Here is a 23,600-nt window from a genome sequence, read left to right as displayed (position 1 = left end):
TCATCTATTTAACAGCCGTTAACGCGTACACGTACGGTACTTTACTACCGTGGGAATTGAAACGGAATTGATGAGGGGCGAATTCCGTCATACCCGGGAAGCAGTTATACGGCGAATAATCGTATTCCAAGAAGGATGTAAGCTGTAACCCTTGCTGCATCAATGCTGTAAGTACTTCACTTAGGGGGTGGTTCCAAGATATTGTTTTCGCTTGGAGTGGCGCATCCCGGTCGGTATACGTACCACTTACATTCTCTACAATTTCTTCTACGTTAAAGTAGTGGTAGTGTATCTTCTCAAACGTATCATCTAAGGTCCATATGAAAGGATGGAACTCGGCAAACACGAATTGGCCGCCGGGTTTTAAGAAATGTTGCACCACGCCGGCCCATTTATCCAGGTCGGGTAGCCAGCCAATGGTGCCGTAGCTGGTAAATACAATATCGAACTGTTCGTTCAGATGTGCCGGAAGGGTATAAATATCACAGCAAATAAACTGGGCGTTGAGGCCGAGCTGGGTATTTACTTCGCGGGCTTTTTCGATGGCTTTCTCCGAGAAATCGACCCCTGTAGCTTGGGCGCCTAACCGTTGTAACGATAGCGTATCTTGCCCAAAATGGCATTGGAGGTGCAGTATTTTTTTACCTTTTACATCGCCAAGAAGGGCTAGTTCGATGGGTTGTAAAGACGTTTGACCGGCTAGGAAAGCGGGCATATTGTAGAAATCGGATTGAAAATGAACCGCTACCTTATCATTCCATGCTTGTTTATTGAGATCGAGGAAGTTACCATTGTTGGGCTGTTTCATATATTGAAATTACAAAAATTAAAGAATTGGAGAGCTGTACTAAACAATTTGAAAAAGTCGATTGTATTTATATTTTAAAAAATGTATTTATTAATTTTAGTTATTGAAATGAGTCGCTTGACTTTATTTTGCTAACCAATTAAGGTAGTGAAAAGCGTAAGATTTTTTTTGTAAAAAGCATCGACCATAGAGCCTTCTAAACAGAATGTAGCCATTTTAAACACAGAAATTCCGGCCTCAAACGATCGCTTTATCCTTTATGGGAAGGAGCTGTAGAAAATTAATAGTTAGTACACGATGGAGTATTGCACGCTGCTTACCTGTGTGAGAGGAAACTTATATATCAACATAAAAGATGTTGCCAATTACCTGGATGTATATCTTTTTCGTATTTGATGATAAAATACCATACATATGAAAACCCTATGGAATGCCCGAGCTAGTAATGATTTCCGAAGCTTCACAGGTTCCGCGTTGTTCTCACTTTTAAAGTGGAAACAAGGGATGTATAAGAGTACGCAGTTTACCTATGGATGAGCTTTACTTCACCGAATTTCCTATGCAAAAATGTTAACTGTGGTTGTGCATAACAACCTGGGGGAATGTATTTGTATACCGGAACCGTTGGAAGTGGGCCTAACTATTAAATACACACAAGACCATGCAAAAGAAATTTTGTTGCACCCGGCTAGGCATACGGCACGAAGTATCGCGAGAAATTGGAATGAACTTCAGGGTTGTAAAGTATGATGCTGAAGTACGTTTTGACAAAACCAATTTATTCCGATTTTTTGTGACGCCTGGTTATATGACAGAGGAAAGAAATGTGAAGCATTTGAACATCAAATTTTGCCCCTTTTGCGGCACAAATCTTTACGAGTTTTATAAGGCAGATGAGTTTATCAACGAAGACCCTGGGTATTTTTGATGGAGAGGTTGATGGTTAGCAGGCAAGCAGCTATTAACTTTAAACGACACAGTAAAATGAACAAGCCGCTAACACGTTATGTGCTAGCGGCTTGTTTATGAATGAGATAGAGAAACTTATTTTTCGATTTTATCGCCATCGTATGCCCACTTGATGTACGAAGCACCCCAAGTGAAGCCCCCGCCAAATGCAGCTAAAACGATGTTGTCGCCTTTTTTCAATTTGCTTTCCCACTCCCACAAGCACAATGGAATTGTACCGGCTGTAGTATTACCGAAACGATCAATGTTAATCATCACTTTCTCATCTGGTAAACCCATCGCATGGGAAGTAGCTGCAATAATGCGCAAGTTGGCTTGGTGTGGTGTTAACCAAGCAATGTTTTCGCTGGTAAGGTTATTACGACGCATAATTTCTTCTGCAGCAGAAGCCATGTTTGCAACAGCGTATTTGAATACCATTTTACCTTCTTGATACACGAAGTGTTCACGGTTAGCAACTGTTTCCGCTGAAGCCGGCTTCGCTGAACCACCTGCTTTCATATGCAAGTATTCACGGCCATGACCATCACTCTTTAACTCGCTGTCGATCAAACCATAACCATCTTCATTTGGTTCCAATAATACACCACCTGCGCCATCACCAAAAATGATACATGTTGCACGATCTGTGTAATCGATGATAGAACTCATTTTGTCGGCTCCAATCACCATCACTCTTTTGTAACGACCGCTTTCGATGAAGCGAGCACCTGTGTCCAATGCGTATAAAAAGCCGGAACAAGCAGCGCTAATGTCGAAACCAAAAGCGTTTTTAGCACCTATTTTATCACAAACAACGTTCGCCGTAGCTGGGAAAACCATGTCGGGCGTGACAGTTGCCACAATTAATAAGTCGATATCCATTGGCGTGATACCCTTCTTCTTACATATTTCTAATGCCACCGGTACACAAAGTTCTGATGTACCTTTGCCTTCGCCTTTTAGTATTCTTCTTTCTTTAATGCCCGTCCTGGTTGTAATCCATTCATCTGTAGTATCAACCATTTTGGTTAATTCCTCGTTGGTTAATACGTAGTCGGGAACATAGCCACCCACCGCTGTAATGGCGGCCGTAATTTTACTCATATAGCTAAGATGTTATATTAAAATGGGCGTAAAAATACGATTTAACCCAATATTTCCTAAAATGATTCTGGGAACCATTTTGTTAATAAAGATATGAACTTACTTGAATCATTCCTGGTAGGCACTTCGGCAATCGGACTTTTTATGTAAGTTTGTTTCTTTATTGATGTTTTCAACCTATATATGATAGCTTACCTTAACGGGAAACTTACCTATAAAACGCCAGCCCTTGTGCATGTTGATATCCAAGGCTTAGGCTATGAAGTACAAATAAGTTTAAACACGTATTCCCAAATTCAACATTTGGAATCGTGCAAATTATTAACATATTTGCATATTAAAGAAGATGCGCACACGCTCTACGGTTTTTTTGATGATGCGGAAAAGCAGATGTTCTTACACCTCATCAGCGTATCCGGCATCGGGGCCAGCACTGCTCGCATGATGTTATCCTCACTACAACCGGCAGATATTCAAAGAGCTATCCTCATGGAAAATGAGAAAATGCTCGAAGGTGTTAAAGGTATCGGCGCCAAAACAGCCAAACGCATCATCCTCGAATTAAAGGATAAAATGAAACGTGTAAATGTAGATACCGTTAATTTATCTTTCACCCCAAACAATACAATACAAGATGACGCGTTAAATGCACTAATCACGCTTGGAATTGCCCGTAATATGGCAGAACAAGCCATCCAGAAAGTATTGAAGGCAGACCCGTCGACGACTGATTTAGAGGCGCTTATCAAGAAATCCCTGAAAAGTTTATAATACTTAACACTGACCTCTATAAAATCTAATTTCGCTTGGCAAAGATTAACTATGGTGCTATTGCTATAGTAGGCGTTGTATCTTTTGTTATTGTTGACACGGCAGCCAGGAACAGAACGTCAAATTCCTATCGATCCTATGGAAGCAGTTTTGAAGCAATTGAGAAACTCGTAACAACTGATACTACACCTAAAGCTCCCGATACCCTGAAGTTTCCTATCCGCGACCGGAGAGGAACAGGGGTGACTGATCCCGTGAAAAACACCATTGATCTTAAAGATCCATCGAATATTACGAAAACCGTCGAGTACGACCCGGTTACAAAACAGTATACCGTGAAGGAAATGATTGGTAGTCAATATTATCGACAACCCACGGTGATGTCATTCGGCGAGTTCTACAAAATGCAGTCAGCCCAAAGTGAAGAGGCGTACTGGCAAAAAAGAGCCAGCACGATCTCTAACCTCAACCAAAAAAGTGCAGCCCCCGTCCTCAACAGCGGCGGAAAGGCCTTCGATCGCATATTCGGAGGTACTAAGGTTGATCTACGCCCACAAGGTAGCTTAGGACTCACTTTCGGTTACCAAGGTCAGAATATCAAAAACCCCGTACTCGTAGAACGCGCCCGTAAAAACGGTGGGTTCGACTTCGATATGGATATCAACATGAACCTTGTTGGTAGAATCGGGGATAAACTTAAACTAACCACTAACTATAATACCCAGTCGACCTTCGACTTCGAGAACCAAATTAAGCTCGAATACACAGGGTACGACGATGAAATTATTAAGAAAATAGAAGCGGGTAACGTAAGTTTCCCTTTACGCACTTCCTTAATTTCCGGTGTGCAATCGCTTTTTGGTGTGAAAACGCAACTACAATTCGGCCGACTAACCGTTACCAGCGTTCTCTCTAACCAAAAATCCCAAAAGCAAAATCTCCAACTGCGTGGCGGAGCGCAAACCTCCGACTTTGCCATCACGGCCGACCAGTACGAAGATAACCGTCACTTCCTCTTAGCGCAATTCTTCCGAGATACCTTCAATTACTCCATGAGTAATTTGCCCGTCATACGTTCCCTCGCGAACGTCACGCGGATCGAGGTATGGGTCACGAATAAAACAGGGGCCACCACCGAAACCCGCGATATCGTTGGTTTGATGGATATGGCCGAGTACAAACCTTATAATACCGGGATCAATGTACTCACAAATTCGAAGGTGCCCGACCGGGGAACGAATGATCTCTATAGTAAATTAACCGCCGACCCTGCTTCGCGCTATACGGGTACGGTGGTTAGTCGTTTATTGGCCATGGGCTTACAACCGGTGCAAGACTTCGAAAAAACCTTTGCCCGTAAGCTCGATTCTACCCAGTTTACCATCAACCGCCAACTCGGTTTCATCTCCTTGAACCAGCAATTACAGCCAGACGAGGTGTTGGCTGTGGCGTACGAATACACATACAATGGCCGTGTTTACCGCGTGGGTGAGTTCTCGCAAGATGTTCCACCAGATCAGAACAACTCGGCAAACCAGCGTATTTTATTCTTGAAATTGTTGAAAGCCACCTCTGCAAGACCTACTTTGCCGATTTGGGATTTGATGATGAAGAACATCTATGCAACAGGTGCTTACCAACTGAACCGCCAAGATTTCAAGCTGGATGTGTTGTACAAGGATCCCGGCAGCGAAGATCGCCAGCCAAGTGATAAAAGGTACATCCCCGATGCAAGAGGCTCTTACGAAGGCATGCCGATCATCTCCATCCTCAACCTCGATAGGCTTAATAACCAAAACGATCCGCAACCCGATGGTATATTCGATTATGTAGAAGGCTACACGATCAATAGCCAGAACGGGCGTATTATGTTCCCCATGCTAGAACCATTTGCCCAAGGTGTGCAAAAGGCTTTCGGGGGAAATGCGGCTTTGGAAAAGAAATACATGTACCGCGAATTGTACGACTCCATCAAGGTGGTAGCCCAACAATTCCCGCAATTGAACCGCTATGTAATGCGCGGTTCTTATAAATCTTCCAACTCTTCCGAGATCATGCTGGGAGGTTATAACATTCCGCCAGGCTCGGTAACCGTTACCGCGGGTGGCCAGCTCCTCCGCGAGAACTACGATTACGTGATCGATTATAACATGGGTAGGTTGAAAATCATTAACTCCGGTATTTTGAGTAGCGGGGTGCCCATTAACGTGCAGTTCGAAAACAACGCCAATTTCGGGATGCAAGTCCGAAATTACCTAGGTACCCGGTTCGATTATTTTGTGAATGATAAGTTAAGCATCGGTTCCACGATCGTGAGGATGAGCGAACGCCCGTACTACCAAAAAGTAAACTACGGCGACGATCCTATTAAGAATACCGTGGTGGGTTTAGATGTGAACTATAACTCCGATTGGAAAGGCTTAACACGCTTCCTCGATAAATTACCGAACTATAAAACTGAAACCCCGTCCATTATCAATTTCACGGGTGAGGTAGCTCGCCTATTCCCCGGCCACTCCAAGTTGGTAAATGCCGCGGGTAGCAAGCAAGGTCAAGTGTATATCGACGATTTCGAAGGCGCTCGTAATGGTTACGATTTGAAGTTCCCATCTACAAGCTGGTCGTTAGCTTCTACACCGAAAGACGCTGCCGACGAAGCCGGTAATATCCTCTTCCCGGAAGCCGACGCTACAAACGATCTTTCTTATGGTAAAAACAGGGCCTTGTTAGCTTGGTACATCATTGAACCAACGTTGCAAATCCCTAAATCGCCTAGCTTACCACCGAACATCACGGCCGATGAACAGTCGGATCCACGCGTACGCTTGGTGTATCAAAAAGATGTATTCCCGAATAGAAGCACCGACTTTGGTCAAAGCCAGCTAAGCACACTCGATTTAGCCTTCTATCCAACAGAAAGAGGTCCTTATAACTTCGATGCTTCCGATAGCGTAACTGCCAATGGCCGTTTACGTTTCCCTACAAAGCGTTGGGGTGGTATCATGAGGGCGATTGATAATAGTGATTTCGAAACCGCCAACATCGAGTTTATCGAGTTCTGGGTGCAAGATCCATTTATCATGAACCGTAACTCTAAAGGGGGCGACCTCTACTTTAACTTGGGTAACGTTTCAGAAGACGTGTTGAAGGATTCTCGTAAATTCTTCGAAAACGGTTTACCCGATCCGAATAAAGACCCGAATAAAATCGATACTTCTAACTGGGGTAGGATTCCGAAATTCCAACAGCAAATCACCCAAGCATTCGATAACGATCCTGCTATTCGTAAATACCAGGACGTGGGCTTCGATGGTTTGAACTCGCAAGACGAGGTGTCGTACCGTAGCAATTATATTAACCAATTGGTATCGCGCTTCGGCGCAGGTTCGCCAATTGTACGCGAAGCCATGAAAGATCCTTCTAATGATGATTACCATTTCTACCGTGGCGCCGATTACGATGCCGAGAAGAAAAGCATCTTGGAAAGGTATAAGCGTATTAATGGACCTGAAGGAAACTCGCCGGTGTCCGACAACAACTCGCAATTCTCTTCAGCAGCCACAAACTACCCAGAATCGGAAGATTTGAACCGCGATAACACGATGAACGAATCGGAAGAATACTTCCAATACCGCGTGAAATTGACCCCAGACATGCAAGTGGGTCAAAACTATATCGTAGATAAAATCGTTACGAAAGTAAAATTGCCGAACAACTCCGAAGGCACCGAAACTTGGTACCAGTTCAAAGTGCCGATCAGCAATTACGATAAAAAAGTAGGTAATATCCCCGATTTCAAATCGATCCGTTTCATGCGTATGTTCCTTACAAACTTCGAAGATTCTGTAGTATTACGTTTCGCGAAGTTGGAACTTGTACGGAACCAATGGCGCCGTTATTTATACGAATTGAAACCAGGCGATCCCATGCCGGTAGATCAAAGCACACTGTTCAACGTTTCTGCCGTGAACATCGAGGAAAATGCTAAACGTACACCTATTCCTTACGTAGTGCCGCCGGGTATTATTCGTCAAAATACATTGAGTGCTAACAATACGAACATCTTGTTGAACGAACAAGCATTGTCGATGCAGGTGTGTAATTTGCAAGACGGTGAATCACGTGCTTTGTACAAAGGCACCAACTTGGATTTACGCCAGTTTAGCAAATTGGAAATGTTCATCCACGCAGAAGCGATGAACGACCAAAACTCTTTGCGCGATGGACAATTACATGCCATCATCCGCTTAGGTAGCGACTTTACAGATAACTACTACGAATACGAAATTCCATTGACAGTTACACCTTGGAACACAAGCGACGCGATGACCATCTGGCCATCTGTGAACGACTTGAACGTGGCCTTAGATAAATTCAGTCAATTGAAACAAAAACGTAACCAAGCCGGTCAATCTCCACTCATTCCTTATAGTGAACGCGATGGCGCCAACTTCCTCACCATCGTAGGTAATCCTAGTTTGGGCGAATTACGCAACGTAATGATTGGTGTAATTAACCCGAAAGACGATGGTATGCCGAAGTGCGCGGAAATCTGGTTCAACGAAATGCGTTTAACAGGGTTAGATGAAAAAGGCGGTTGGGCGGCGTTAGCGCGGATGGATTTACAATTGGCAGATTTGGGTACCTTAACTGTAAGTGGCAATATGCACACGGCAGGATTTGGTAACATCGATCAAAGAGTAAATGAACGATTCCGCGATAACTACTTACAATACGACGTAGCTACCAACCTCGATTTAGGTAAACTATTACCCAAGCGAACAGGCTTAACGATCCCGGTATATGCAGGTTATTCACAAACCACGAGTACGCCGGAATACGATCCGTACGATTTAGATATTAAACTGAAAGATAAACTCCACCTAGCCCGCACAAAAGCGGAACGTGATTCTATCAAACGCCAAGCGGAAGACTTTACCTCTATTACGAGCTTGAACTTCACGAATGTGCGTAAGCTGAGCATGGATAAAACGAAAGTGCATTTGTGGGATATTGAAAACTTCGACGTAAGTTATTCCTTCTCGCAAATTAACCGTCATAACCCGCTTATCGAGAACGACGTGTTAACGAAGCATCGTGGTGGCTTGGGGTATACTTACGCAGCACCTAGCAAATTCTTAACACCATTCAAGAAAATGGTGAAGAGCAAATCGCCGTGGCTGGGGCTCATTAGGGATGTGAACTTTAACTACGTACCGTCGTTACTAAGCTTTAGGGCCGATGTAACAAGGCAATTCGGTGCTACGCAGATTAGAAACATCGGCGGTGGCCCGTATAAAATGCCGGAAACGTATAACAAGTACTTCACCTTCGATCGTTATTACGGTTTGAAATGGCAGCTTACACAAAGCATTAATGTTGAGTTTAACGCTGTGAACAATGCACGTATTGATGAACCAGACGGTAGAATCACCGGCGAAAAACGTGATACCGTAAGAAGAAACTTCTTCAAAGGGGGTAGAACAACGAACTACTTCCATAGCGCTACCTTAACATATACATTGCCTACATCGAAATTACCTTTGGTTGACTGGACCAACATCAACCTTAGTTACGGTACCGATTACCGTTGGATTGGGGCATCCCGTTTAGCATTGTACCTAGGTAACGCCATCGAAAACACCCAACAAAAAACCTTAACCAGTGAATTGAAATTCACGGAGCTCTATAACAAATCCAAATTCCTCCGGAAAGTACTGGGCACCTCGAACTATACCACGTCGCAAGTACCGCCAGGTATGAATAGCAACGATTTCGGGAAAAGCACGAACGTAAAAGTAGAATCTAATAATGGCGATGTGCCGAAAATTTGGAAGATTGTATTAACGCCGTTATTATCACTGAAACGCGTAACCGTTAACTATAGCGAAAACAGTGGTACACGCTTGCCGGGTTATATCGACAGTGCCAAAGTATTAGGGCAGAACTGGGCTTCTATGGCGCCGGGCTTCAACTTCTTATTCGGTTATCAACCCGATAAAAGATGGTTGGATAAGTTCGCACAAAAGGGCTTAATAACACCAGATACTACCTTCAACCTTCAATTCCAACAACAGTTCACACAACGCTTAGAAATACAGGCGAACTTCGAATTGTTGCGCGACTTTAAAGTGGATTTGAACTTGGTGAAATCGTTCACTAAATCGCATGGCGAATTGTATAAAAACTCCGGCGATAGCGGCTTCACACATTTGAACCCGTACGATGCAGGTGGTTTTGAAGTAACATTTATTGCCATTAAAACGGTATTTGATAAAATCGATGCCGAGCAAGGTATGTCGAAAACATTCAAAAACTTCGAGGCATACAGGCAAGTAATTTCTGATCGTTTGGCGCGCGAGAACCCGTATAACAGCGATCCGGGCGTGCCAACACAAAACCCGAAAGATCCGACTTACAAATATGGTTATAGCAGGTACGCACAAGATGTACTAATACCGGCCTTCCTCGCCGCTTATACAGGTAAAGACCCTGAAAAAATTGGCTTGTTGAAGAACAACAATAGTAGCATCCGTAGCAACCCGTTTGCGAATATTTGGCCAAGGCCGAACTGGCGCGTAACCTACACCGGTTTATCACGCTTGGCCCCGTTCCGCAACTTCTTAACCAACTTCACCATATCGCACGGTTATATTGGTAACTTAATGATGAGTTCTTACAACACGAACCTCGCATTTGAAGATCCAAGATTAGCCGGTTATCCAGCGTTCGTGGATACTGTTTCTGGTAACTATGTACCTTATTTCATGGTACCGAACTTAACCATGGGCGAACGCTTCGAACCATTATTGGGCATTAACCTTACATTCACGAATACCTTGGATGTGAAGTTAGAATACAAGAAGAGCCGCACCTTAAGCCTTAGCTTAATCGATTATCAATTAAGTGAAATAAGGTCGAGCGAAATTGCGGTAGGAGCAGGGTATAGGCTTCGCGGGTTTAAATTGCCATTCTCAATCGGTAAAGATGGCGGCAAGAAGATGATGAACGACCTAAACATTCGTTTGGATATGAGTTTCCGCGACGATAAAACCGTCAACAATAAACTCGATGCCGACATCGTAATCCCCACCAGCGGACAGAAAGTAATCGGCATTATGCCAACCATCGACTACGTAGTGAACAACCGTGTAAATCTTCGCTTCTTCTACGAACGAAAACAATCCATACCGGTCATTTCCACCTCGTACCCAATTACCACCACCCGGGGTGGCCTCACCTTCCGGTATATGTTAGCACAGTAACAAGCATATAAAATCTATATAAAAGGGTGATTAAGCACAAAGCTTGGTCACCCTTTCTCAATTTATAAAGATAGAACAACGAGCATTGCTATTCCCTTAACACCCCCCCAACAAAACAGGCCCCCCAAAGCGCCCATGCCCTTCACCACAGTAGCACCACCGCCTAATCAACATCCCGATAAAACGGCGACGCAGTCTTTCGCCGTTTTTCCTCCTTTCTTTGGTTACTTTCTTTGGAGAAGCAAAGAAAGTAACCAATAGGATTTGAAAACCACCAAAGAAACCGCCATTCATAAAACAACTCTTTTTAGAAGACTTGATAAAAATCATTGCTCAAAACTTCAGAACACCTAATTTTGCTCGAAATGATAAATTGCGATCTATTGCAATCTTTTGTGATATAATTCGATGAAGCAACTTTTCTCTTACATACTACTCACGGCGATCATGCTACAAACTTGTAGCAAGGGGCTGATTGTATTGGAGTTTGTTGTGAATAAGAATTATATCGAAAACGTGCTTTGTGTGAATCGTGCAAAACCTCAATTGGCGTGTCATGGTAAATGTCATTTTATGAAACAAATGGCCAAAGACACCCAGCAAGAGAAAAACGGTAACAGCGCAAAGGATAAGTACGAGGTGGTTTTACAAGCAGTAACGTACGAAGAACATACCACCAACCTTCCTTCCACAATTATACCTTACCCCGCTTACTCCGAGCACCTGGTACCCGCTCATGTTGGCGCCATTTTCAGGCCGCCCTGCGCATAACTTGCCGCAGCTTATCATTTTAGATAGGAACTTATTGTGAAACAGCAGCGCCCTGTACCGTGCACGTAAAAACTGCGCAGTATGCATGCTTTGTTGTATAAACCAGCAGGGAACAATGCTTCCCGGAATTACAGGTACATGAAAAAATTATTGCTCACGTGGTGTTTAATCATCGCGTATACAGCTATGTTATATGGCCAAAAGGCTGTAGAAGGTCGCATTATTGATGCCGAAACAAAAGAGGCATTACAAGGGGTATCAGTGTCTATTAGTGGGCATGCTACGGGTTGTTATACCGATGCACAAGGGAAATTTAAACTAACAGTGCCACAATACCACGATACTTTGCAGGCTAGCTACATTGGGTATACTTCGCAGAAAGTGGCTTGGACAGAGAACCGGGTAATGTTAATTGCCTTGGAACCCAATCGAACAAAACTGAATGAGTTTATCGTGACTTCCAGCCGCGATAAACAAGAAAGAAAAGATGCTCCCATTGCTATCAGCACCATTTCCAAGCAAATGATGAACGAAACCAAGGCTACTTCATTAGAACAATTACTGAATAAAGTAAGCGGTGTGTACATGGTTGACTTAGGCAATGAACAACATACCATGGCTATCCGCCAGCCCATCGGTTATAAGAGTTTGTTTTTGTATATGGAAGATGGCGTGCCTATTAGAACTACAGGCGATTTCAACCACAACGCGTTAATCGAAATCAACATGGCTGCCCTTAGCCGGATCGAGGTGGTACGTGGCCCAGCTTCCAGCCTATACGGTAGCGAAGCAGTAGGGGGCGCTATCAACTTTATCACGGCCAATCCTACCGCCTTGCCATATGCGAAAGTACAAGTAGAAGCCAGCGATTGGGGGTATAGAAGAGCCGATGTAATGGTGTCCAATACTTTCAATAAAGTAGGCATTGTAGTAGGTGGGTATTACGCCAAGCAAAGCAATGGCTACATGGACCATAGCGACTTTCATAAGCTAGCCTTGAATGTAAAAGTAGATTATAACATCAATCACCGCTTTAAATGGACAAACGCTGCTAGCATTGTGAATTATAAAACCGACCAAGTGGGCGGCCTCGACAGTGCTCATTTCTATGGAAAAGATTACCGCAACTTCCATACTTTCTCTTATAGAGAAGTGAAGGCTTTCCGCTATAGAAGTACTTTAACAGCGAATTGGGATGCGAGTAACCAAACAAACCTTACCTTCTTCTACCGTAACAATGAAATTGGTCAAAACCCTTTTTACGCGGTGAAAAACGTGGTAAACAACCCATTAAAAGCGAGGGGCGAAATTAATAGCGATGCCTTTGCCAGCTACGGGGTGATTTTGCAACATAAGAAATCGTTTAAGTGGAAAGAAGCCGCTGTTATTGCCGGTATCAGCATGGATAATAGTCCTAGCGATTATTACGCTCATTACATCGATATCGATCGCAACCAAGCAGGCTATTACATCAACTATACATCCACCGATTCGGTACTCACGAACTACCATGTGAACCTACTGAATAGCGCGGCATATGTACAAGCCGAATTCGCACCAATTGAACATATGAAATTCGTAGCCGCTTTGCGGTACGATCGAATGGATTACAACTTCAACAACTACTTACCACCATCGGCCTTCACCGGGGCGCCCGATGAGAAAAACTACTTCCAAGCGTGGACCCCGAAACTTGGTATCACCTACGATTTTGGCAAAGGCTTAGGCACCTATGTGAACTACAGCGTAGGCTTTGCGCCTCCCAATATCTCGGAATTATACCGTGGCGTAAAAGTACCTACCTTAAAACCTGCCCGCTACCAAAACTATGAAGCCGGCGGCTGGTGGACGATCCCCGGTTATGCTGCTACCCTAGAACTAGGCGTTTACCGCATGAACGGCACCAACGAAATTGTAAGTGTACGCTTAGCCGATGGTTCTTACGAGAATAGAAATGCCGGTAAAACAACACATACTGGTATCGAATGGAACTTACGCTACGAACCCATCCGTAGTATTTTACTACGTGTAAGCGGTACCTACGCCGAACATAAATTCCTTGCCTACCAAGAGCAAGGCAAAACTTACGATGGTAACATCATGAACAGTGCCCCGAAAGTAATTTCAAATGCAGAAGTAACCTTCAAACCCGTTGTGCTAAAAGGTGTAAGAATGGGCTTGGAATGGCAATATGTAGGGCCGTACTATATGGATGTAGCCAATACGAAGAAATACGATGGCTACAATTTGCTGAATGCTCGCCTTGGATACAACTACAAAAACATCGAATGCTGGGTGAATTGCCGTAACGTAGCCAATAGCATTTATGCCACTACAGCCGAAAAAACCGTGTATGCTACCACCTATCGCCCAGGCCCGAAACGTACATTCAACGTAGGCTTGGCATATACATTCACCGGAAAAAATAAATCATGAGAGTAAGTATTATTAGTGTAAGTATTGTGTGGATGTTATGGCTGACCGCTTGTAAACAATCGCCACAATTATCCTTTGGGAAGGAAGAAATATTATCAAACACAGAAACAATTGGTTCATGCCCATATATCACGCAAACTCCAACAGGCAAAACAGTAGTGTCTTGGGTAGAACAAACCGGTTCTGCTACATTAGGTACACTACATTACCGGGTGTTGACAGGCGATACCGAGCAAACGGTTAATATTCCTACGGCCGACAGTATATTGCCCCACGCCGAAAATATGCCGAAGATCATCTTCCAACCCAATGGCCACATGATCGCCATGTTTGGCCGCGAATCGAATGATCCAAGGAATAAATATGCCGGGAAAGTATTTTACACCCAATCTTTCGATAACGGCAAAACATGGGAAGCTGCGCAACCCTTGGTAACCGACACGGCTAGCTACGATCAACGGTATTTTGATATGGCCCTATTACCTAATGGAGAAGTAGCGGCTGTTTGGTTAGATAACCGTAAACATACCACGCACGAAGGTTCCAGCCTGTATTTTGCTACTACCCAAGGCAAGCAAGGATTTCAAGGGGAACACGCTATTGGCGAAACGATTTGCCAATGCTGTAGAACGAAGTTGCTAGTAGATGCACAAGGCGCTATCCACGTGGCTTTCCGCGATATTGTACAAGATACTATCCGCGATATGGCGCACATTCTTAGTACAGATAATGGCCAAACATTTTCACCTCCAGTTCGCATTAGTACCGACAACTGGGTGGTGCGCGGTTGCCCGCACACAGGACCTACCATGGTACAAAACGCCAAAGGCTTACACTTCGCTTGGTTTACCATGGGTGGCGGAGAAGGAGTATTCTTTTGTAGCTCGTTTACAAACGGGAATACGTATACACAGAAAGAAAATATTAGCAATGTAGAAGGCGCTAAGCACCCGCAATTGGGTGTACTAAGCGACAATAAAATGCTGCTGGTGTGGGATGAAATGGTGCCTAATAAAACCGGTAATAACCGTATCGGCATCCAGTTGAAAAACGAAAACGGAACAACTATCTATGCCGGCAACATGAGCGCCGATACGGGATTCACAAGTTTTCCTGTGTTGAGAGCTTATGAGCATAAAGCAGTGGTAGCGTATAAACGAAAAGAGGGAACGCTCGAATCTGTTTGCGTGCAAACAGTCACATGTTTATAACAAAATATAAAAGGGTTGTATCTACATAGATGCAACCCTTTTATCATAATTTCTTTAGTTAAAGCCGATAACATACGGTTTCTCGCTCTGCCATTCTTGCTTCACAGCCCAAGAGCCATAATTGTTTCTCCGGGAACGATCGGTGAAATACCGTTGTTGCGCTCTTATCTTCGGGTAGTATAGCCGAAGGAGATAAATAGTAACAAATGTAAGCATAGGGGATATGGTTTTTTAGGTTAGTTAGTCTCAATAAAAAGGTCTTCATAAAGAAATACATACAATAATTGGTGAACCTCAGTACGCATTTCTTTCGCCACAAATATACAGGTATATCAAATATAAATAAAATATATTATATCTGGAAATAGCATGTCTGTGGGATTTTTAAGGCTACTTACGAGGAAAAATACAGGTGTTTTGAAGGGGGAGAGGGAGTATTTGGGGGATGGAAGGAAGATTTGAGCTACAATTTTGGCAACAACTGCAGCTCAAACCTCGTTATTTTACAACACTTTATGTGTATAAATAGCATTCGCTTGTGCTGTTGGTGTAATCACCAGGTCGTTAATGCACACATGGGCCGGTAATTGGCTGACGTAGAAAGTTACATCGGCAATATCTTCCGCGTGTAAAGGTTCGAAGCCTTTGTACACATTATCAGCCGCTGCTTGGTCGCCTTTGAAACGTACCACCGAGAACTCGGTTTCTGCTGCACCGGGATGAATAGCTGTTACTTTAATATTGTAAGGTAACAAATCGATGCGCATAGCTTGCGATAATGCATCTACAGCATGCTTAGTGGCGCAATACACGTTTCCTTTCAAATACACATTCTTCGCCGCTGTACTACCAATGTTAATAATATGCCCTTTTCCTTGTGCTTTTAAGAAAGGAATAACAGCTTTCGAAACGTACAATAATCCTTTTACGTTGGTATCGATCATGGTATCCCAATCATCTGAATTCCCTTCGTCGATCGTCGATAAATCCAAGGCTAAACCGGCATTGTTTACTAGCACATCTATTTTACGCCACGCTTCCGGGAGATTTTCAAAGGTAACATTCACGGCTTCCTTGCTACGCACATCAAATACCAAGGGTAATACTTTAATGTTGTGGGCTTGCTCTAAGGCTGTTTGCAAGGCTTCCAATCTTTCTTCTCTTCTTCCGGTGATAATCAAATGATATCCCGCCGCTGCAAATTTCTTTGCGATGGCTTCGCCGAAACCCGCTGTGGCACCGGTTACTAATATAATTCCTTTCATGTATTGTGATTTACGTTGTGTGAAGAAACATCTTCATGCTTTTCAATTAACGTAATAAAGTTACGGTTCCTTTTCGTAATACTTTGGCCCCGTTTAAATCCGTGCCTTCCACTACCCACACATACGTATCCATTTTAGCAGGGTTGCCTTTAAACGTACCATCCCATCCCTTTCGAAAATCAACAGAAGAATATATCTCTTGCCCCCACCGGTTGAATATCCGGAAGAACTTATACTCAATAATGCCCACCGGTATAAACCTAAAGATATCATTCACCCCATCACCATTCGGTGTAAAGGCTGTAGGTACATATATTTCAGGTCCTTCATAATACTTCACGTTAATATCGTCGGAGCCTTCACAACCTGCCGCATTCTGTACGTATAAATTATACGTTCGATCGATGTTAGAGGTTAATACAGGGTTAGAAATATTCGGGTTGCTGAGGCCTTCGGGGGGCGACCAGAGATACACGGTTCCTCCTTGTCCTTTCATCTCCATCGTTTGCCCGCGAGCGAGTATTGTATCATTGCCGGCAAAGGCAAATACTTTCTGTACATCTAGGTTTTTCGTGACCGTTTCAGTACACCCTTTATCCGTTTGCAGCGTTAACGATACAGAGTAAGTTTTGCCTTCGTTGAAGGTGTAGGTAAGGTTCCGCATATTGTTGTATATGCTAGGTGGATCGTTCCCTAAATTCCAACTGGTATTTGTAATAGTGCCATAACGGTAACTGGATGTATCGCTAAAAGTGATAGGCTTTTCAGCACAGGCGCCTGTTACGAAGAAACCTGCCCGCAACCCGGGATAGTTAAATATTTTTCCTTCGATACTATCGGTACAAGGCAAGCCTTTATTCACCACTAATTTGTACGTGTAATATCCCGTATCGCTAAAGTTCTTGTAGAACAAGTTTTTGCTATTGGTAATGGTATCGGTACCATCGCTGAAAGTCCAATGGAAAGTAGACGTAAAGCCTGCTGTACTGTAATTCGCTATAGGTACCGCAAAGCTGCTGGTGTCTAAGCAATTTTGTAAAACGTTGTTGATCTGCGCCGTAATCCTCGTATTACAATTGAACACGGTAATGAGAATATCTTTATGGTGGGTAGCAATCAGTTTTTTCGTGGTACGATCATATTCACTTACACATACCGATACAACGTATCGCCCCGAACGTTCCGGGGTGCCTGTAATAATTCCTTGGTTCGAAATACTAATCCTAGGATTACCGCCCATGGGGTTCGAACCATTGTAGGGATCGAGATACCGCACGTTCCTGTTGAAAGGAGGAGGGTTTACCGTTTGTGCATCACTTCGCCTGTCGGTTCCGCCGGTTTTAGCGTCGCATAAATAATACACAAGACTATCACCATCGGCATCGCGCGCGGTGTAGGTATATTGTAGTGGAAGACCGGCACATATAACAAGCGCTTCATCTTTCACAAAAACAGCAGAGTTGTTGCCCGGGCGAGATTCGGTACCCGGAATAAAAGCGAAGTAGTTAGAACCTTCGGTTTCACTGGCTTCAATATTCGTCAAATTTTCACCCCTACAACAACGTTGGTACGTAACATAATACCCGCCGGAAATAGCCGGTAATTCAACCACTTCAGTATAATAAGCTACTTCTAAGTAAATGGTTTGTGGAGCTAAACAAGGGTTCTTCAAAGTATCGCGTAGTGGTTGTCGATCGGTAATGGTGAAAAGAATAGGACCACGTGCTAATGAGCCATCCGAGCCTCTAAAAATATACAGCGGTACGGGGTTTTCGAAGATATCTAAACACCCTTGTCGTGTGCCGCAAACGAAATCACCATCGCGGTAAAGTTTCATGGTGATTTTATAGCGGTAGTTATTGGTAAGCGCATTGAAGCCCAGCGTTTCATAGTACACCTCACCACCAATAATGTGATAAGCCGTGGCAATAGAACAGCAATAACATAATATGATAACCAGCATTAAACGTTTCATCATGGGAAGCAGGGTTACGTTAGGGTGTATCTACGTTGGGAACCAGTTAAAATTTACGATAAATGTTCCACCTTATAAAATGCAATTCCCCTTAAAATTGTTTAAAAATGTGCATAAATACATTTCGCGCAGGTTGAATAGCAGCAAGACTTTCGCCTTATACATAAGGTTTATTGTACGATCTTTTTATGTGTAAGCAATTTTACATGTAAACAGAATTTTTAATAGGAATATTTGCCTATTTGTAGCATGGCTGCGAAAAAAGTGGAAAATATTTTATGAATGGGGAATGCCTGCAGGAAATAAACAAACTGCAAAGGTGGTTTGATGGGTGCTTAAAAGCCTCCAAATTCAATTTAAAAAGTGCCGACGTGTATTTTGTTGTTTTTGAAACGAGAGGCGAAATTTAGGGCTAATAAACCCCATTTTTGTAAAAGATAGTAAGTGGCGTATAGGTGAAGGAAAGTGGTTCGATGGTAGTGTGAATGCAGTGGTTTTAAATAGATCTAGTACCAGCTTGGGTTACAAGGGGTGAAATGGCGGAAACCCTTATAAAATAATATCTCCTAATGTTAGTTTAATGTTGTTCTAATGGTAAAACTGCGTATTTACAAGGGGGGAGATATATTTCCTATATATCCAGGATATATGTAGCCTATATCTAGGAAGCTATTTTCAAAGAATCGTCAAAGTCTTTCAAAGGGAAGTCAAAGTCTTTCAAAGGCAGGTTAAAGTCTTTTAAAGGGTCGTCAAAGGCTTTTCAAAGGGTTTTCAAAGGCAAGTTAAAGGGAAGTCAAAGGGAAGTTAAAGGCTCGGGTATATGAAAGCTTGATTTACAATTGTTTAGAAAAATACGGTATGTTTTATAGATTGAACTTCTTTATAATCAATTGTTTGTGCCTAATTATAGGGGCGTTCGATGATGTGCCTGCTATAAAATTGCCATGCACCGATCGAAAACCGGTGCATGGTAGAAATATGTTGTGCTGGAATGATTAGGAGTGATTGCAGTAGCGAATGAATTGTTCCAAGATGTAATTGCTTTCTTCCGCTTCTTCCCATAACCCCATATGGCCAACTTTCTCTAAAATGTGGATACTGGCGGTTGTAGGGTAAGAAGTTTGTGGCATAATTGCATCCATGGTTACCGCGGTATCTTCTTCGCCAATGATGAACAGTACGGGTACTTGTGCTTGCTTCAGTACAGCTGTTCTATCTGGGCGTAAGATCATGGCTTCGTAATAGGCAATTAGCGTGGCACCGGGGATGTGCATGGCGCGGTGGAGATAGTTATCCACTTTTTCGGGATGCTCGGTACGGTAGCGGTTAGCAAACATGCCCGGTATCGCTTGCCGTATAAATGTATCGTGCCCGTAATCTTGGATCAAGCGGATCGATTTGCGGCGGGCTTCTTTCTTTTCTTCCGTATCGGCTAAGCCGCTAGAATGGAAAAGACCGAAACCTTGTAGCATATCACCATATTTCTCGGCAAAAGCCAGGGTTATATAGCCACCCATGGAATGGCCAATCATCACCACTTTTTGTATACCTTCTGCTACTAACAAAGCATGCACGAAATCGGCCATGCTTTCGATGGTAAGTGGGTGTGTAATATCCGATCCATGTGTGCCTGGTAAAGAAGGCACAATAATTTTTGATGTTTTCGCTAAGTAATTCGTTTGATGCTCCCAAGCAGAACCATCTTCCCCGAAACCGTGCAGTAATACTACTACAGGCCCGCTGCCGGTTACGTAATAGCTCCCGGTTTTCTTATCTGCGTATTGAAAAGTTTTATGCATGTTGCTTTCTGTGTCTTATACGGTGATAAATTGTACATACGAGCAGCAAGATGCAGGCCAAAACAGCCAGCTTCGCGAGGTAATCGCCGAAACGTACATACATCGTTTGATCCTGGCGCATATACACCTTGCCAAGTATAACAGCCGGCTCCCAATAAGGTTGGGCTTGTTGGATTTCACCGTATGGCGTTACAAAGGCTGATGAACCCGTATTCGCACTTCTTGCCACCCAACGACGCGTTTCTATGGCGCGTATAGAGGCATATTGTAAATGTTGTTTATAACCTTGTGTATTGCCCCACCATCCATCGTTGGTACTTACCACTAACAAGTTCACACCTTCGCGCACTTTCTCGGCAACAAATTCACTATACACCGACTCATAACAAATGAGTGGTAATACGTTTGTATTTTGTTGATCGTTGTGGAAAAAAGGCACACCCGGGGTACGCCCGTAACTACCCGTAACACCACCCATATCAAGCGCCAACGATTGCATAAAACTGATATACCGTACGTAAGGTACCAGTTCTACACCTGGCACTAATTTCGACTTATGATAAATTTGCACACTTTGCGATGTATCTATTTGCAAAGCGGAGTTGAATGCATCGTAGTTTGTACCATCTTGCGAGGTGCGGGTAGAGGCCGGTTTATCGTCGTTGGGTCCGTAGAATTTATACGTAACAGCACCTGTAATAATCTTCGCTTTCGGGAATGGCTGTAAGAACTGCCTTATACGGGTTATTTCTGGCGAGAAGTTGAGTTGATGTTCAATAGCGCCATTGGTAAAAAGCGCTGTTTCGGGCCATACGATGTATTGGGTATTAGGTGTAATTTTTTCTGCTGAAAGTTGCAATAACTTTTCCAATTGTTCCATGGAAGATCCATCGTTAAACTTCTCGTTGTATGGATCTATATTTGGTTGAACAACCACTACTTCTGTAGCCCCGCCTTTGTTGATGTTGAGGGCATTACTCGTATAGAAAATGCTATACCCCAAAATCACCGGCACCACAACCGCCATCGCCGGTTTCCACAATTGGCGAACCGCCAATTTTACATCAAACTGCACGCTTTTCAATATGCTATACACCCAAATATTCAGCAACAACACCCAAACCGTACCTCCACTGGCTCCGGTATATTCGTACCACTGTACCCAATTAGGATGACTAGCAAATACGTTCCCCACCGTTAACCAAGGCCAGCTTAATTCCCAGTTGTAATGCACATATTCAAATGTTAACCAGTAAGCCACCAAGGCCACATATCCCCATTTATCACCAAACCTGCGCGTAGCACCTCTAAACCCAACGAGTGGAATTAACATCAATAAGCTGTTAAATACATTCGCAAATACCCCGCTAATAGGTACGGGCGTATTACCCACCCACCAAGTAGTACCCACGTTCCACACCATTAAGGCTAAGAAAGCAAGCCCTGTAAATGCATACCCTTTTTTCAAGGTTTGCGCCAAGTAAATGATAGGAACAAAAGCAAAGAATATTAACCACGTGGCATAAGGAAAGGTAGGCCAAGCTGCCCACAATAAAGCGCCGCTAAGGATGCTGAGAGTAACGGGTTTGAATCTGGTACGCATAATTTTTGTGCAATAGGTTCCAAAAATAGCGCTTTGATGTTAACGATTTGTAATAAAAAAATCCCGTCTCTAAGAAGTAGAGACGGGATCATATTTTTAACGAACTAAATGCGGGTAGTTTTTATTACCTGCTGTAATTCGGTGCTTCTTTCGTAATAACTACGTCGTGTGGGTGGTTTTCTTTTACAGTTGCAGCTGTAATTTTCACGAATTGTGCGTCTTGTAATGTCTTGATGTCTTTTGAACCACTCAAGCCCATACCAGCACGTAAACCGCCTACGAATTGTTGTACCACTTCTGTTAATGTGCCTTTGTATGGAACACGACCAACAATACCTTCTGGTACTAATTTCTTAATATCATCTTCTAAATCTTGGAAGTAACGATCTTTAGAACCTTCAGTCATGGCTTCAATAGAACCCATACCACGGTACGATTTAAATTTACGTCCTTCGTAGATAATTGTTTCTCCAGGGCTTTCTTCAACACCTGCGAAGATAGAACCGGCCATAATAGCCGATGCACCTGCTACAAGCGCTTTTACCATATCACCTGTATAACGGATACCACCATCGGCAATTACCGGTACACCTGTTTTCTTCAATGCATTCGCTGCATCCATAATGGCAGATAATTGAGGGAAACCGGCACCTGTTACAATTCTTGTTGTACAGATAGAACCCGGACCAACACCTACTTTCACAGCATCTGCACCTGCATTATACAATGCTAATGCACCTTCTGCTGTAGCAACGTTACCTGCAATAACGTCTAATTTAGGGAAGGTCTTTTTCAATTTCTTCAATACCTCGATTACACCTTTAGAATGACCGTGAGAGCTATCCAAAGATACCACGTCAACACCTACATTGATCAAAGCTTGCGCCCTGTCAAGTACGTCGTTTGTGATACCTAAAGCAGCACCCGCTAATAAGCGACCGTAGCTATCTTTTGCAGCGTTCGGGTAGCTTTTTAATTGGATGATGTCTCTATAAGTGATCAAACCAACGAGTTTACCAGCTTTATTAACAACCGGTAATTTCTCGATTTTATATTGTTGTAAGATTTTTTCCGCTTTCTTAAGATCAGTTCCTTCTGGAGCAGTGATGAGGCTGTCGCTGGTCATTACTTCACTCACAAGGCGTTTAATATTCTTTTCGAAACGTAAGTCGCGGTTCGTTAAGATACCAACGAGTTTACCGGCTTTGTTAACGATAGGAATACCACCGATTCTATTTTCTTTCATTAAACGGAGCGCTTGACCAATGGTAGCGTCTTCCGGTAATGTTACTGGATCGAGGATAAGACCGTTTTCGGAACGTTTAACTTTACGAACCATTTCGGCTTGTCTTTCGATGCTCATACTTTTGTGCAAAATACCGATACCACCTTCACGTGCTAACGCGATAGCGAGATCAGCTTCTGTAACAGTATCCATTGCAGCGGATACCATTGGTATGTTCAGACGAATGTTTTTGGTGAGTTGCGTAGATAAGTTTACCTCCCTAGGTAACACTTCAGAGTAAGCCGGTACGATCAGTACGTCGTCAAATGTAAGACCCTCAGCTACAAATTTCGGTTTGGATTTTCCCGCAGGCATGTTGCAATTATTAGTCAGTTAAAAAATAATTGCACGCAAAT

At 43.3% G+C, this 23,600-nt stretch carries 13 protein-coding genes; 5 read left to right on the top strand and 8 right to left on the bottom strand.

The annotated features are described in order from the left end of the window. Window positions 1-4: 4 nt before the first annotated feature. Both LX64_RS23690 and LX64_RS23680 read right to left on the bottom strand, forming a co-directional pair. A complete protein-coding gene (locus tag LX64_RS23690; protein ID WP_111600187.1) occupies window positions 5-808 on the bottom strand; it encodes a class I SAM-dependent methyltransferase in 804 nt (267 codons plus the stop codon). 1,044 nt (window positions 809-1,852) lie between these two features. Further along, window positions 1,853-2,863: a beta-ketoacyl-ACP synthase III gene (locus LX64_RS23680; protein ID WP_111600185.1), complete on the bottom strand. Its 1,011-nt coding sequence runs from the start codon at window positions 2,861-2,863 to the stop codon at window positions 1,853-1,855. Window positions 2,864-3,046: 183 nt separating this feature from the next. On the opposite strand from LX64_RS23680, the gene ruvA reads away from it, so the two are divergent. The 5 genes from ruvA (at window position 3,047) to LX64_RS23650 (ending at window position 15,317) form a co-directional block, all read left to right on the top strand. Next, entirely contained in the window at window positions 3,047-3,634 is a 588-nt protein-coding gene (gene ruvA, locus LX64_RS23675) for a Holliday junction branch migration protein RuvA (protein ID WP_111600184.1), read from the top strand. 35 nt (window positions 3,635-3,669) lie between these two features. Beyond that, complete coding sequence (sov, locus tag LX64_RS23670; RefSeq protein WP_111600183.1) at window positions 3,670-10,899, top strand: T9SS outer membrane translocon Sov/SprA; 7,230 nt, start codon at window positions 3,670-3,672, stop codon at window positions 10,897-10,899. Window positions 10,900-11,307: 408 nt separating this feature from the next. Beyond that, window positions 11,308-11,670, top strand: a complete 363-nt coding sequence (locus LX64_RS23660; protein ID WP_111600181.1) for a hypothetical protein — start codon at window positions 11,308-11,310, stop codon at window positions 11,668-11,670. Window positions 11,671-11,808: 138 nt separating this feature from the next. Continuing rightward, complete coding sequence (locus tag LX64_RS23655) at window positions 11,809-14,106, top strand: TonB-dependent receptor (protein WP_245952804.1); 2,298 nt, start codon at window positions 11,809-11,811, stop codon at window positions 14,104-14,106. Further along, entirely contained in the window at window positions 14,103-15,317 is a 1,215-nt protein-coding gene (locus LX64_RS23650; RefSeq protein WP_148707438.1) for a sialidase family protein, read from the top strand. The genes LX64_RS23655 and LX64_RS23650 overlap by 4 nt, the downstream gene beginning before the upstream one ends. Before the next feature lie 54 nt (window positions 15,318-15,371). Here LX64_RS23650 and LX64_RS26105 read toward each other — a convergent pair whose 3' ends face one another. From LX64_RS26105 to guaB, 6 genes are all read right to left on the bottom strand, one after another. Then, window positions 15,372-15,533, bottom strand: a complete 162-nt coding sequence (locus tag LX64_RS26105) for a hypothetical protein (protein ID WP_158538725.1) — start codon at window positions 15,531-15,533, stop codon at window positions 15,372-15,374. A 287-nt stretch (window positions 15,534-15,820) separates the two neighbouring features. Continuing rightward, window positions 15,821-16,582: an SDR family NAD(P)-dependent oxidoreductase gene (locus LX64_RS23645; protein WP_111600179.1), complete on the bottom strand. Its 762-nt coding sequence runs from the start codon at window positions 16,580-16,582 to the stop codon at window positions 15,821-15,823. 46 nt (window positions 16,583-16,628) lie between these two features. Next, entirely contained in the window at window positions 16,629-18,560 is a 1,932-nt protein-coding gene (locus tag LX64_RS23640) for a T9SS type B sorting domain-containing protein (RefSeq protein WP_111600178.1), read from the bottom strand. A gap of 992 nt (window positions 18,561-19,552) precedes the next feature. Beyond that, window positions 19,553-20,356 carry an alpha/beta fold hydrolase gene (locus LX64_RS23635; RefSeq protein WP_111600177.1) on the bottom strand — a complete coding sequence of 268 codons (804 nt, stop codon included), beginning with the start codon at window positions 20,354-20,356 and terminating at the stop codon, window positions 19,553-19,555. Beyond that, window positions 20,349-21,959: an apolipoprotein N-acyltransferase gene (lnt, locus tag LX64_RS23630; RefSeq protein ID WP_111600176.1), complete on the bottom strand. Its 1,611-nt coding sequence runs from the start codon at window positions 21,957-21,959 to the stop codon at window positions 20,349-20,351. The genes LX64_RS23635 and lnt overlap by 8 nt, the downstream gene beginning before the upstream one ends. A gap of 124 nt (window positions 21,960-22,083) precedes the next feature. Next, a complete protein-coding gene (gene guaB, locus LX64_RS23625; protein WP_111600175.1) occupies window positions 22,084-23,559 on the bottom strand; it encodes an IMP dehydrogenase in 1,476 nt (491 codons plus the stop codon). Window positions 23,560-23,600: the final 41 nt, after the last annotated feature.

The organism is Chitinophaga skermanii (assembly GCF_003259335.1).
GTDB classification, from domain to species: Bacteria; Bacteroidota; Bacteroidia; order Chitinophagales; family Chitinophagaceae; genus Chitinophaga; species Chitinophaga skermanii.
The sequence above is the reverse complement of the archived record's forward strand: the minus strand, read 5'-3'. Positions and strand labels throughout refer to the sequence as shown.

Coding starts and splice junctions, on each gene's coding strand:
- LX64_RS26105 (WP_158538725.1), bottom strand. CDS start 15,533: ATGCTTACATTTGTTACTATTTATCTCCTTCGGCTATACTACCCGAAG.
- LX64_RS23690 (WP_111600187.1), bottom strand. CDS start 808: ATGAAACAGCCCAACAATGGTAACTTCCTCGATCTCAATAAACAAGCA.
- lnt (WP_111600176.1), bottom strand. CDS start 21,959: ATGCGTACCAGATTCAAACCCGTTACTCTCAGCATCCTTAGCGGCGCT.
- LX64_RS23650 (WP_148707438.1), top strand. CDS start 14,103: ATGAGAGTAAGTATTATTAGTGTAAGTATTGTGTGGATGTTATGGCTG.
- LX64_RS23660 (WP_111600181.1), top strand. CDS start 11,308: ATGAAGCAACTTTTCTCTTACATACTACTCACGGCGATCATGCTACAA.
- LX64_RS23640 (WP_111600178.1), bottom strand. CDS start 18,560: ATGATGAAACGTTTAATGCTGGTTATCATATTATGTTATTGCTGTTCT.
- LX64_RS23635 (WP_111600177.1), bottom strand. CDS start 20,356: ATGCATAAAACTTTTCAATACGCAGATAAGAAAACCGGGAGCTATTAC.
- LX64_RS23645 (WP_111600179.1), bottom strand. CDS start 16,582: ATGAAAGGAATTATATTAGTAACCGGTGCCACAGCGGGTTTCGGCGAA.
- guaB (WP_111600175.1), bottom strand. CDS start 23,559: ATGCCTGCGGGAAAATCCAAACCGAAATTTGTAGCTGAGGGTCTTACA.
- LX64_RS23655 (WP_245952804.1), top strand. CDS start 11,809: ATGAAAAAATTATTGCTCACGTGGTGTTTAATCATCGCGTATACAGCT.
- LX64_RS23680 (WP_111600185.1), bottom strand. CDS start 2,863: ATGAGTAAAATTACGGCCGCCATTACAGCGGTGGGTGGCTATGTTCCC.
- ruvA (WP_111600184.1), top strand. CDS start 3,047: ATGATAGCTTACCTTAACGGGAAACTTACCTATAAAACGCCAGCCCTT.